Annotated in this window: 9 protein-coding genes; 6 read left to right on the top strand and 3 right to left on the bottom strand. The window is 65.6% G+C overall.

The genetic code is table 11. The annotated features are described in order from the left end of the window. The first annotated feature begins 25 nt into the window (after positions 1-25). The gene (locus KTQ42_RS01415) at positions 26-256 is read left to right on the top strand and encodes a hypothetical protein (RefSeq protein WP_217343878.1); all 231 of its coding nucleotides are present in this window, start codon (positions 26-28) and stop codon (positions 254-256) included. Positions 257-744: 488 nt separating this feature from the next. Here the strand turns inward: KTQ42_RS01415 and KTQ42_RS01410 are convergent, their stop codons facing one another. Continuing rightward, a complete protein-coding gene (locus tag KTQ42_RS01410) occupies positions 745-1,794 on the bottom strand; it encodes an NAD(P)-dependent alcohol dehydrogenase (protein WP_217343877.1) in 1,050 nt (349 codons plus the stop codon). Between the two features lie 293 nt (positions 1,795-2,087). Between KTQ42_RS01410 and KTQ42_RS01405 the strand changes: the two genes are divergently transcribed. After that, positions 2,088-2,306: a hypothetical protein gene (locus tag KTQ42_RS01405; RefSeq protein WP_217343876.1), complete on the top strand. Its 219-nt coding sequence runs from the start codon at positions 2,088-2,090 to the stop codon at positions 2,304-2,306. 110 nt (positions 2,307-2,416) lie between these two features. Here the strand turns inward: KTQ42_RS01405 and KTQ42_RS01400 are convergent, their stop codons facing one another. Continuing rightward, positions 2,417-3,097 (bottom strand): type 1 glutamine amidotransferase domain-containing protein, encoded by a 681-nt coding sequence (locus KTQ42_RS01400; protein WP_217343875.1) that lies wholly within the window; start codon positions 3,095-3,097, stop codon positions 2,417-2,419. A gap of 177 nt (positions 3,098-3,274) precedes the next feature. Here KTQ42_RS01400 and KTQ42_RS01395 point away from each other — a divergent pair, with 177 nt between their 5' ends. Beyond that, on the top strand, positions 3,275-5,635 hold the full coding sequence (locus tag KTQ42_RS01395) for a transglycosylase domain-containing protein (protein ID WP_217343874.1): 2,361 nt from the start codon (positions 3,275-3,277) through the stop codon (positions 5,633-5,635). A gap of 81 nt (positions 5,636-5,716) precedes the next feature. Here KTQ42_RS01395 and KTQ42_RS01390 read toward each other — a convergent pair whose 3' ends face one another. Then, positions 5,717-6,550: an ankyrin repeat domain-containing protein gene (locus KTQ42_RS01390; protein ID WP_217343873.1), complete on the bottom strand. Its 834-nt coding sequence runs from the start codon at positions 6,548-6,550 to the stop codon at positions 5,717-5,719. A 303-nt stretch (positions 6,551-6,853) separates the two neighbouring features. On the opposite strand from KTQ42_RS01390, the gene KTQ42_RS01385 reads away from it, so the two are divergent. From KTQ42_RS01385 to KTQ42_RS01375, 3 genes are read left to right on the top strand one after another with little or no spacing between them, the layout of a single operon-like run. After that, positions 6,854-8,323: a Wadjet anti-phage system protein JetA family protein gene (locus KTQ42_RS01385; RefSeq protein ID WP_217343872.1), complete on the top strand. Its 1,470-nt coding sequence runs from the start codon at positions 6,854-6,856 to the stop codon at positions 8,321-8,323. After that, the gene (locus KTQ42_RS01380) at positions 8,320-9,000 is read left to right on the top strand and encodes a DUF4194 domain-containing protein (protein WP_217343871.1); all 681 of its coding nucleotides are present in this window, start codon (positions 8,320-8,322) and stop codon (positions 8,998-9,000) included. Before KTQ42_RS01385 ends, KTQ42_RS01380 begins: the two co-directional genes overlap by 4 nt. Next, on the top strand, positions 8,997-12,635 hold the full coding sequence (locus tag KTQ42_RS01375) for an ATP-binding protein (protein ID WP_217343870.1): 3,639 nt from the start codon (positions 8,997-8,999) through the stop codon (positions 12,633-12,635). Before KTQ42_RS01380 ends, KTQ42_RS01375 begins: the two co-directional genes overlap by 4 nt. The last annotated feature ends 401 nt before the right edge of the window (positions 12,636-13,036 follow it).

Genomic DNA, 13,036 nt, shown 5'->3' with positions numbered 1-13,036 from the left:
GACTACTATTCCACCGGAGGGAATCATGGATGAAGACAACATTTCCATTAACGATAAAGCGCTTGAAGCAATTTCGGCCGGACAACTCTTATCCTATGAGGAATTCGTGGATCAACAAAGCCAAAAGGATAAGGAGGAAAAAATACGTCATTCCAACCAAGGCTATTATTCACCCACGCTTGACTACAAAAATTATCTGGAAGCCGAATTGAAAAAGCTTTTTCCAGGATGTATGCCTTGGTTCGAGAAACCCTAAGGCCCGCGCGGGTGCCAGAGCCCGGGAGGGGCCCGTGAGTGCTGCTCCCGGATAGATGCGAGGTGCGGCAACAAAACGGTCACTAATTACGACAACGGACCGCCATGCCGCAAGTACCGGGTGATGGCTACCCCTACTCCCTGTAAACTTCCGGCCCCTTTATACCCTTTCAATCATGGCTCTGGACGCCCTTGCCACCCGAACGTTATGCGGCAAGCGTCTGAAAAGCCGCTTTATACCCACGCTGCCCAGTCATTCCCATCACTGCGCATCCCAACCGCTCCAACTGCCATAACACCTCCCGCGCAGCCTCTTCCGACGACGCCGGATTCTACCCGGCGAACAGATTCCCGTCGCTCACCAACCGACGCTGCCAGTCCGGTCCGCGGCCGAAGTCCGCGCCGCCTTGCTTAATGGAGTCTTCCACCAGCAAGGGGAACTCTTCTCCGAAGACCCGATGGCACATGCCGCCGGGCGTGTTCCCGCACTCACGCCAGCGTGCCCATGTCGATCACGAAGCGGTACTTCACGTCGCTTTTCAGCATGCGCTCATAGGCCTCGTTGATCTGGTCCATCCGTATCATCTCGATGTCCGACACGATGCCGTGCTCGGCGCAGAAATCCAGCATTTCCTGCGTTTCGGCGATGCCGCCGATCAGCGAGCCGGCCAGGTGGCGGCGCTTCATGATCAGGTTGAACACCTGCGGCGACGGATGCGGCGTGGCCGGCGCGCCGACCAGGGTCATGGTGCCCTCGCGCTTCAACAGCACCAGGAAGGCATCCAGGCTGTGGGGCGCGGCCACGGTGTTCAGGATGAAATCGAAGCTGTTCTCATGCCGGGCCATTGCGTCGGCATCCTTCGACACCACCACTTCATCGGCACCCAGGCGCAAACCATCCTCGCGCTTGCCAGGCGAGGTGGTGAACAGCACCACCTGCGCGCCCATTGCATGGGCCAGCTTGATGCCCATGTGGCCGAGTCCGCCCAGGCCAACCACGCCCACCTTCTGCCCCGGCCCCACCTTCCAGTGGCGCAGCGGCGAATAGGTAGTGATGCCGGCGCACAGCAGCGGCGCGGCGGCGGCCGGGTCGAGCTTGCCGGGTACCCGCAGCACGAATTTCTCATGGACCACGATGCTGTCGGAATAGCCGCCATAGGTCATGCCGCCGGTATGCATTTCCTCGCCGTTGTAGGTGCCGACGAAGCCGTTCTCGCAATACTGTTCCAGTCCGATGCCGCAGGCGTCGCAGCGCTGGCAGGAGTCGACCATGCATCCAACGCCGACGATGTCATCCACCTTGTGGCGCGTCACATGGTTGCCGACCGCGACCACGCGGCCGATGATTTCATGGCCCGGCACCACCGGATAGATGGTATTGCCCCATTCATTGCGCACGGTATGCAGGTCGGAATGGCAGACGCCGCAGTACTGGATCTGGATCTGCACGTCATGCGGGCCGGGGTCGCGGCGCTGGAAGTCGAGGTGGTGCAGTGCATCGTCGGCGCTGGTCGCGCCATAGCCTTTGGATTGAAGCATGGTGTCCTTTTGCGTTTTGAGAAAATCAATGTTCCAGGCAGTGAACCGCTAGCTGGCCGACATAGGCGCAGGCGCAAGCGGTATTTGCAGGTGCATGCGATAGGAAGGCGCCATATGAAACAGGGGCGCTGCGGGAACCGGTTGCAATTGCTCAGTACTCACTTTCAGGCAATTGTTTTTTCTTCCTGCGATTGAAATCCCGAGTTGAGACATATCCATCACGGACCGAATGCGCCAACCGGAGCGCCTGCAACGTGCAATATGCACCTTGCCAACTCTTGTGAAGACCCGCCATGAACGACAAAGTCACCTGCCTATCCGACAACGCGTTATCCGCCATTCGCGCAGGCGACTACATCACATTGGAGGAATTCATAAAGATGAATAATCTTGATGCCTTTCGGGTGGAGAGCGACCCAAAATACCAGCGCCTAGTCACCTATGCATTAGCGCTGGTTAATTACACAGCCGGGTTGGAAAAAGCAGCAAGCCTGCCAAAAAAACCAAAATAATGGGCATAGTCGACCAACCAACCAGAAAAGCCGCACTGTACGAAGCTTGTTTCGGAAAACCTGGACCTGGCTGACGCGCCCTTCGCCTGACAACTGTCCGGCTAAATTCACTACCGCTGCAACCGCCCCAGCACTTCCCGCGCAGCCTCCTCCGACGAGGCCGGATTCTGCCCCGTGATCAGGTTCCCGTCGCTTACCACATAAGACTGCCAGTCCGGCCCGCGGCTGTAGTTCGCGCCGCTCTGCTTCATCGCGTCTTCCACCAGGAAGGGCACTACATTGGTCAGCTGCACCGCCTCTTCCTCGCTATTGGTGAAGCCGGTCACCTTCTTGCCAGCCACCAGCGGCTTGCCGTCCGCGCCGCGCACATTGCGCAGCGCCCCGGGCGCGTGGCAGACCAACGCGACCTGCTTGCCGGCCTGGTGCATGGTTTCGATCAGGCGGATGGAATCGGCATCCTGCGCCAGGTCCCACAGCGGGCCGTGGCCGCCTGGATAGAACACCGCGTCATAGTCTTCCGCCTCCACGCTCGCCAGCGGCACGGTCGAGGCCAGCGCGCGTTGCGACTGCTCGTCGCCCTTGAAGCGGCGGGTGGCGTCGGTCTGGGCATCGGGCTCGTCGCTCTTCGGGTCCAGCGGCGGCTGGCCGCCCTTGGGCGAGGCCAGCCTGATGTCGGCGCCGGCATCCTTGAACACGTAATACGGCGCGGCAAACTCTTCCAGCCAGAAGCCGGTTTTCCTGCCGGTGTCGCCGAGCTGGTCATGCGAGGTAAGCACCATCAGTATCTTCATGAAAACTCCGGGGTGGCTGTATTGTCGGGCTTGTTTGGATTACAACTGCAGCCAATGGTTCCAGCAACCCAAGCAAGCGCATGGCGGCGCTCGGGTATCATCGCCGTTTTCGCGCGCAGCGCCACCGAACCACGCAGGGAGCAATTCTTGGAACACCAATCACCAGCCGCGAAGCGGATGGAGGCCGCACGACGGCTGGCACGCCGCATCGCCGGCTATTTCAATGGCGCGATCGCGCCCGGCGCCAGCCGCAGCGAGCGCGCAAGGTCCGCGGCCAAGGCCCTGGGCGCGTCGGCCGCAATCCTGTTCGTGCTGCTGTTTTTCTATACTTTGCTGCTGATCCCCTTCACACCCGGCATCAGCGACATCCGCAAGGCCAAGGCCGACCAGCCCAGCGTGCTCATGTCCCTCGACGGCAAGCGCATCGCCGCCTTCCGCCGCAGCAACCGGGAATGGGTGCCGCTGGCGAAGATCTCGCCGAATGTGGTCAAGGCGCTGATCGCCACCGAGGACCGCCGCTTCTACGAGCACCACGGCATCGACTTCAAGCGCACCGCGGCCAGCATGGCGCATACCCTCGCCGGCGATACCCAGGGCGGCTCGACCCTGACCCAGCAGCTGGCGCGCAACCTGTATCCGGAGGAGATAGGCCGCAGCCGCTCGGTCACGCGCAAGATCAAGGAAGTGATCACTGCGCTCAAGATCGAGCATGCCTACACCAAGGACGAGATCCTGGAAACCTATCTCAACACCGTGCCCTTCCTCTACAACGCCTTCGGCATCGAGATGGCGGCCCGCACCTACTTCGACAAATCCGCCGCCAAGCTCAATGTGCTGGAAAGCGCCACCCTGATCGGCATGTTGAAGGGCACCAGCTATTACAACCCGGTGACCAATCCGGAGCGGGCGCAGAAGCGGCGCAATGTCGTGCTGGCGCAGATGCACAAGGCCGGCCACCTGAGCGAGGCCAACCTTGCCAGCCTTGCGAGGCGGCCGATACGGCTGGACTTCGAGCGCCAGGATGAAGAGACGGGCCCGGCGCCGCATTTCGCCGAGTATGTGCGGCGCTGGCTCATTGAATGGGCCGACAACAATGACTACAACATCTACCTCGACGGCCTAGTGGTCAGCACCACGATCGACAGCCGCCTGCAGGCGGCGGCCAACCAGGCAGTGGCGCGCCAGCTGTCCGGCCTGCAGGCGGTGGCCGATGTCGAATGGGGCGTGGCCTCGCCGCGCCTGCTGTCGTCGTCGATGTCCGCCTATGCCGGCATGCGGCAGCGGGTCGCGCCGTTCGGCTATTTCTGGAGCAGCCGCGACGAGGTGGTGAACGCCTTCGTGCGCGAATCCGGCGCCTACCGCAATGCGGTCGAGGGCGGCGAGGCCGCAGCCGATGCGCTGGCCAGGCTGCGTGCCGACAAGGCCTTCATGAACCGGCTCCGCGAGGACAAGACCCGGCTGCAGGCCGGCTTCATCGCCATGGACCCGAACAGCGGCGAAGTGCGGGCCTGGGTCGGCAGCCGCGACTTCCAGACCGACCAGTACGACCACGTGGCGCGCGCGCAGCGCCAGCCGGGATCGACCTTCAAGCCCTTTGTCTATGGCGCGGCGCTGGCCCAGGGGATGACGCCGGAGACCGAGTTCGTCGACCGCGCAGTGGAGATACCGCTCGGCGGCGGCGCGGTGTGGCGGCCCAGCGACCTGAACCCGCCCAGCAACCAGCCGATGACGCTGCGCCAGGGCCTGATGTATTCCAGGAACACCATCACGGCCCAGGTGATGCAGGAAGTCGGGCCGAAGCGGGTGGTGGATCTGGCGACCCGCATGGGCGTCAACCAGAGCCGGCTGGAAGCGGTGCCGGCGCTGGCATTGGGCGCCAGCCCGGTCACCATGCTCGAAATGGCCACGGCCTATGGCGCCATTGCCAATGGCGGCGACTATCGCCAGCCGGTGGTGGTGACCCGCATTACCGATCGCCGAGGCAAGGTGCTGGCCGAGTTCGAAGGCATGCAGCAGCGCGCGCTGCCGGCGCGGGTGGCGCATGAGCTGGTGGACATCCTGCGCGCCGCGGTGAACCAGGGTACCGGCACGGCGATTCGCTCGCAGTTCGGCATCACGGCCGATGTGGCCGGCAAGACCGGCACCACGCAGAACAATACCGATGGCTGGTTCATGCTGATGCATCCGACGCTCGTATCAGGCGCATGGGTGGGCTTCAACGACGCCCGCGTCACCATGCGCAGCAGCTACTGGGGCCAGGGTGCGCACAATGCGCTGTACCTGGTGGGCGACTTTTTCCGGCAGGCGCAGAACGGCAGGCTGGTGGACGTCAATGCCCGCTTTGGCGGCTTGTCGGCGCAAATGGCGCAGCCGGCTCCGCAGCAGGGACAGGGGCAGGAAAGAAACCCGCTGGCCGTGCCGGAGGCGCAACCGGATGCGGATACGCCGGTGCCAGCCGAACCTGGCCAGGATGAACTGGAACGCATCATCGAGCAGGCACGGGAAGCCTCGCGCGAACCGGCACAGGCGCCGCGCTGACCGCTTCCACAAACCCGCACCGTCCCGCTTCCTGCAGCAGCCATGCCAGGGCTGACTGCACGGTAGCGCCAGGCAAGGATGCTATTGGTCTGCATCGCATCGCGGCGAGACAGCCATGCCGGCTTGTTCCAGCAGGCGCACGCAGCGGCTCCAGTTCATGCCCAGTTCCGGGTCGTGCATGCTGGTGTTGAACAGCATGCTGCCTCGTGCCAGCCACTGCCTGGCATGCGCCAGCGCCGTCATGCCGTCGACATCCACGGCATTGGCAGCGGCGCCATGGGCAAGCAGAATATCAACGACACTGTCATGGCCTTCCCTGGCAGCGATGATGAGCGGCGTGCGGCGGTTTTCCGGGTTGCAGCTTTCCAGCGATACGCCAAGCGCGCACAGGTCCTTGACCGCATTTGCATGGCCCATTTGGGCCGCGAAACACAGGGCGTTGTTGCCGTGATGCCAGTTCATGCCGATATTGCATGCATACATCAGCACCTGCTCCTTTTTCATTGCCCGTGCCGCGCCATGCATCGCGATCAGGGCATGCCGGACATCCCGGGCAACGACATTCCTGACCACGAGCGCTGTGCGCATGATGGTATCGGCGTCGGTTTCGCCGCGATCGAATGCCTCCAGCAGGCTGTCCACATAGTGCCCGAGCAGGCGCGCATCCAGCCGTGCCCGCGGCCTTTGCGCCATGGCCAGCAGCGGGCTGGCCTGTGCGGGTTCGGCACGCAGCACGGGTTGCGTGGCGGTGGCCGTGCCTGTCGTGATCGTTGTCGTTACGGTGGTGGCAGTGGTGCTGGTGGTCGTGGTTGTGATGGCTCCAGGCGTCGCTGTCGTCGTCAGCGGACTGCTTGCTGGAAAGGCGGGGGGAAAGCGATCGGGCTGATGCCCGTTTGCAGAAGAAGAGGCGTGCATGTATGGAATCCCTGGTGCTGGTTGATCGAGGCGGACAGGCTGCGGCGCTGCCTGAGGCAGCCGCCTGCGGTTTGTACCGGGCGTGGCCAGATGCTGCCTGCCATGGGCCGCCAGGCTCACATTCCTTGCGGTGCCACAAAGAGGCAGCAGGCCAGCCGCGGGCAGCAGAACGCTGGATGGCAACGACAGGCGCGCCGCACCGCCAAACTGCGGCGGCACGGTCACACCGGCGGCAAAACCAGTAGCGCTGCGCGGCCTCTTGCCCTTATAGTTGCACGCTGCTGATTTCTGACTGCAACATTTGTGTTTTTTGAAACTGAACGACGCCACTTCTTCCGTCCCCTCTCTGGCAAGCACCGTGAAGTCATCGTCGCCTGCGTACGCGCCCTGTACGAGCGGCTGCATGGCCCGAGTGCAAATTACGCGCAGAACCTGAGCCGCGACGGCTTGCGCGACCTGCTGCTGCCCGTCGTGCGCGAGGCGCGCCGGCTGCCGGCGCCGGAGGACGACAATGATGGCGAACCGGCGCTGATCCCCGAGCATGCGGACGATGTGCAGGGAACAGCCGCAGTGGTGCGCGCGCTGCAGCGCGACGGCTGGGTGGAAGCCTTTCCCGACCGTGCCGGCCTCGTCACCGCCTACCGCCTGACCCGCGCCGGCAAGCTGTTTGCCGAAGCCTTCTGGTCGGTCGAGCGGCGCAGCAGCCGCACCCGGCAGCGCAATGTGCGCAGCTGCCGCAATGCATTGGATGCCACCCTGCGCAACCTCGATGCGCACGACCTCGTCGACGCCTGGGACTATGCGGAAAAGGTCATCAGCGACCTGTCCGAGGGCGTGGATTATTTCCAGGAGCTGGTGCGCCGGCTGATGCTGGAAGCGTCGCAGACGCCGTGGGAAGGCTTCATGGAATTCCTCGACCGCTTCGAGAAGGAATTCAAGAAGCAGCTCACCGCGGACAGCGTGGAGCGGCACCGCCAGGCGATACGGGAAGCGATCGTGCAGCTGCATGCGCTGGACCCGGTGCGCCGCGACCTGCTGGAGAACCGGCTCAACGACGTGGCCCGCTGGGCCATGCAGGAACGCAGCGGCGGCTCCACGCTGGACTGGATGCTGTTTCGCATCGAGGACATGGTGGAAGCGGCCTGCAACAGCCGGCATCCGGAACTGATCAAGGCGATGAGCGTGTACATGCAGCGCGCCGCCGCCATCGTGCAGCAGGCATTGCTGCTGGGCGGCGGCCGCGGCCGGCGCGCCTGGAGCGACGCCATCGGCCGCGTGGCCGATGCCGGCCAGGCGCAGCAGGCGCTGCTGCTGCGGCTGGGCCAGGCCATGGCGCCGGCCGAGGTGCGGCTGCTGGACCCATCGGCATTCCGGCTGCGCGGGCCGTCGCAGCGGCGGCGCGCGCTGGCCGTCACCGCCCGGCCCAGGGTCAGCCGCGATGCCCGGCTGGCGGCCGCGATGCAGCGCGCCGAGGCCGATGCCTTTGCCCTGCCCAATGACGATGTGCTGCGCCGGGTCGGCGCGGCGCTGGCCGCACGGCGCGAGCCGCTGCGCCTGTCGCAACTGCCCGCCGCCAGCGCGGCCGACCTGCTGGCCAACATGCAGCTGGTCGAAGCCATCCGCAGCGGCCGCGGCCACGGCATGAGGGCGACAAGGCTGGCGGCGCGCATGGAAAACGACTACTACAGCGGCGCGGATTACCGCATCGCGCTGAATGCATCGGATGCATCGGATGCACAGGATGAAGTGAACGAAGGGGAAAAGCAGCCATGAGCCTGACCGACGCGCTGATGGCGCAACTGGAGCCGCACAACGTGCCGCTGGAACGTTTCCGCGAGATCGTCGGCCGCATGTATGCCGCCGGCATCATGGTGCGCGACGAGGATGGCGTCGAGCAGCGGCTGTACGACGACATGCGCCGCATCGAGGCGCCGCTGGCCGAGTACTTCGGCCTGGCCGGCTTTACCCTGGTGCACGATGCGCAGAACGCCTTCTTCCGGCTGTATGCGTCAGGCGCCGACATTCCCGGCATCGCCGACGGCAGCGACGGCGATGCGATGCCCGGCCTGCGCGCCCGGCTCTCGGCCGACTTCGTGGCGGCCGCGCTGGCGCTGCGCTTCCTGTACCAGCAGGGCCTGGCCGATGCCGGCGGCCGTCTGACCGACGACGGCGAAGTGCTGGCCCGCTTCGAGGAACTGGCCGCCACCCTGCAGACGCAACTGAAGCGGCCGCTGCCGGCCGGCGCGGTGGAACGTCAGCGCCTGCTCAATGACCTGAAGCGGCACCGGCTGATCCGCCTGGCGCCGCTGTTCGCGATGGAAGACGAGGAAGCGCTGCTGGCGATCCGCCCCACCATACTGGGCATCATCAGCGACGACATGCTGGCGCGCGCGCTGGAATCGGAAGAGCCGATCCCCGAAGCCGCCGAGGAAGAAGGAAACCCGCAATGAAACTGGACCGGCTGATCCTGGTGAACTGGGGCGCGCTGCGCAGCCAGGAATATGCCATGGGCGACATGACCCTGCTGACCGGCCCGACCGGCTCCGGCAAGTCGACCATGCTGGACGCGCTGCAGACCGTGATGACCGCGGTCTACCAGAACATCTTCAACTACAACCCGGGCCAGGATGAAACCACCCAGTCGGCGCGCAACGGCAAGACCAAGCGCACCCTGTGGTCCTACATCGTCGGCGCCGAGGACAACCTGTTCGCCCGCCCCGATGGCGCCCATGGCTATGTGGGCGCGGTGTTTCGCCCCAGCGAAGGCGAGGAAGGCCGCGAGTTCACCGCGCTGGTGGCCGCCTCGGCCCGGGTCGACGGCAGCGGCGGCAGGCGCCAGGCGGTGGCCGAGCGGCTGGCGCTCTTGATCATCGACGATGCGGCGCTGCGGCTGGAAGACCTGACCGCCCGCGATGAGGGGGCGGAGGGCGGCGCTGGCGCGCTGCTGGTGGTGCCGGCCGAGCGCATCGAGGCGCATCTATCGTCACGCTATCGCGGCGTGACGAGTTTTCGCGACAGCAAGCGCGAGTACCTGTGCCAGCTGTATGGCCGCTTCCGCGGCCAGAAGGCGGTGTCCTTCGCCGAAGCCGAAAGCGCGGCCCGGGCCTGGAGCCAGTCGATTGCGCACAAGCCCATCGGCAGCGTCGATGAACTGGTGCGGCGCCAGATCCTGGAGCTCGACGCCGGCATGCTGGCGCAGCGCATTGCCCAGACCAGCCGCCTGATGCGGCAGGTCAATGAACTGCGGCGCGAGGGCGAGCGGCTGTCGGCCAATGTGGAACGCCTGGAACGGCTGGGCACGGCCGCGGCCGCCGCCGGCGGCGCGCATGAGGCGGCGGCGCTGGCCCAGTTGCTGGCCTCGTCGCTGGCGCTGCGCGACGACCAGCGCCAGGTCGAACGCGCCAACGCCGCCATCGCCGGACTGGAAGCGTCGATTGCGCAGGACAATGACACCCTCTCCAGGCTGGAACAGGAGCGCAGCGCGCGCGGCCGCAGCCTGACCCAGGTGCATGCGCAGATGATGGGCATACCGGCGGTGGAGCAGCAGCGCCGCATCCAGGGCCAGATCGATGAACTCAATGGCCGGGTCCGCACTGCCCTGTCGGCGCTGCGCCAGAATGCCGATGCCGCGCGCCGCCTGGAGACAGCGGCGCGCACGGTGGCAGACATGCAGATACCGGCGCAGCAGGCCGAGCTGTCGCGCGCCGCGCAGGCGGTGGCCGGGGCGCTGGCCGCGGCCGACGCCCGCGGCCTGGCCGCGCCCCTGGATGCGGTGACGCGCCTGGCCGCCCTGCCCGAGGCCGATGTGCTGCAGTCGCTGCTTCTGGCGCAGGAGCTGGAGGGCATCGAGGCTGCGCTGGAACAGCTGTTTGCGGCGCTGGCCGGCGCCGACCACAGCTTCGTGGCGGCGCTGCATGCGCAGATGGCCCAGTTGCGCGGCATCGAGGCCGACGCCCTGCGACGCGAGCGCGATGCCCAGTCGCGCCGCGCCAACCTGGCCGAAGGCGGCGCCGACTACCCGGCCCATGTGCGCCATGCATTGAAGGAATTGCGCAGCGAACTGCCGCAAGCGCGGGCCCAGGTGCTGTGCGACCTGGTCGAGCCGCTGTCGCCGGAATGGCAGGGGGCCATCGAGGGCTATCTCGGCGGCGCCCGCTTCAACCTGGTGGTGGACCAGGAATGGGAAGCGCGGGCGATTGCCTTCGTGCGCCAGAAGAAGCTGCGGCTCTCGGTGATCCAGGGCAGCCTGTGCCTGAAGAACGTCAGGACCGAGCGCACGCCTGCCGAATCCATCGTGCACGAGCTGCGCGCCGAGCATCCGGTGGCGCATGCCTACCTGCATGAGCAGTACGGCCCGGTGGTCAAGGTGGCCGATGTCGATGCGCTGCGCCATGCGCCGCGCGGCCTGACCCGTGACGGCAAGGGCAGCGGCGCGCGCACCATGTTCGTCTCAGACGCCGAGCAGCTGGTGCTGGGCCAGGAGTCGCGGCGCCAGGCCAGGGCACGGGCCGAAGAGGAGCATGCAGCAGCCGAGCAGGAACTGCAGGCGCTGCGGGCCATGCTGCGCGAGCTGCAGGGCGCGCTGGCCTTGCTTGCGCAACTGCAGCGGCCTTCCTTCGCCGCCCGCGCGGATCTTGAGCATGCGGTGCGCGAGCTCGATGCGGCGCGCGCCGACCTCGGCCGGCTCGACCTGGCCGCGGCCGGCAAGCTGCAGGACGAGGCCGAGGCGCTGGGCGAGGAAATCGCGCTGCTCGAACAGAAGAAGGCGGCCTGCAACAAGCAGATCGGGGGCCATGAACGCGCGCTGCAACAGCAGCAGGCCGCGCTGGCGCGCATCGTCGCCGGCAGCGCAGAACGCAGGCAGGCGGTGGAAGCCGACCGCAGCCGGCTGCGCGCGCTGTGCGCGGTCAATGCCAGCCTGTCGCTGGTGGCGCTGGAAGACCAGATTGCGGCGCAGGTCGAGCGCGGCCGCCAGGGCCAGGCCGATGCACAGGAAGACGTGGCGCGCCAGCGCGAACACGCCTGGCAGCTCTACAGCGACGTGCGCGCCGCGCTCGGCGCCTACCATGCCCATGCCCGAGCCGACGAGCAGTTCGACGCCCAGTCCGGACTGGACAGCCGCGACGGCGACTTCGGTCCGCTGTATGCGCAGATGATCGCCCTGCGCGACCAGACCCGCGCCCAGCTGCTGCGGCAGAAGGACATCGGCCTGGTGCGCAACCTCGAACAGCTGCGCACCGCCGAGCTGTCGTTCAACGATGTCTTCACCAAGCAGTTCTGCTACGAGATCAGGAATGGCGTCGACGCCGGCGTGCATACGCTGCGCACGTTGAACATGGAACTGGAAAAGCTGCGCTTCGGCACCGACCGCTTCCGCATCGACTGGTCTGAATGGGTGCCCGAATACAAGGCCTATTACGACTTCTTCCGCGCCACCGCAGCGCTGTCGGATGGCGAGGAAACCGCCAGCCTGTTCGGCGATCCGCAGCTCACCCATGAGCAGCGCGAAGTGCGCGACCGGCTGCTGGGCCTGTTGCTGTCGGAGGACGAGGAACATGGATTGCGCGAACTGCAGCGGGTAGCCGACTTCCGCAATTACCGCCGCTATGAAATCTACAAGGAATCCGATACCGGCTCCAAGGTCAGGCTGTCCGAATGGGGCACCGGCTCCGGCGGCCAGCTGGAGACGCCGGCCTACATCATCCATGCGGCGGTGGTGACCAACAAGCTGAAGCATTTCGAGAAAGGCCCCAGCCTGCGCCTGCTGGTCAATGACGAATCCTTTTCCAAGATGGACGAGGTGCGGGCGCGCGATGTGCTGAAGTTCCTGCGCGAGAACCTCGGCATGCAGCTGCTGTGCGCCATGCCGACCAAGCATGCCGGCGCGATCAAGCCGGAATTCTGCCGCGAGTGGAGCTTTTCCCGCACCGAGGCCGTGGGCAATGGCGAGGTTGGCTTCGTGTCCGAGGCGGATGAGCGTGAACTGCGCCCCGACCGCCTGCGCGAGTTATGGGAGCTGCGCCGCAGGCAGGTGCGCGAGCAGGCGCGCATGGCCTTCGAGGATGGCGAGCGCGAGGCGGCGTGAGTGCTTATGCCAATCCCAACAGGATTGGCATTAAACAGGCCGACCAGTCGCCAGTCGAGGCAGCCGGCCTTGGTCGCAGGCCCCTTCATCAATATGGCAGGGCCTGGCTTCCCTCGTCCGTAAATCATCGGCTTCATCGCCTCGCCCTCTCGCTGCGGACCTATCGGGAACGCCAACAGGCTACCCGGGAGAACTCTTGGTTCCCGCGCAAGGCAGTTACGTGGATGTCGGGGTTCCCGGTCTAGCAGGAAAGACGGGCGCGGGCGATGGCTTACCATCCGGGAAAACCATCTAAATGTTAGATCGGTTTTGTGTCGGACAGCGTGACTCCCGGCGTATAGTGAGGGCCATAGAAACAGGATTGCGGACTTTGCGTTCTCTTCCGACCTTCCCCGACTGGC

The organism is Noviherbaspirillum sp. L7-7A (genome assembly GCF_019052805.1).
GTDB lineage: Bacteria > Pseudomonadota > Gammaproteobacteria > Burkholderiales > Burkholderiaceae_D > Noviherbaspirillum_A.
Note: the sequence above shows the minus strand (reverse complement) of the source record. Positions and strands in the feature narration are given on the sequence as shown.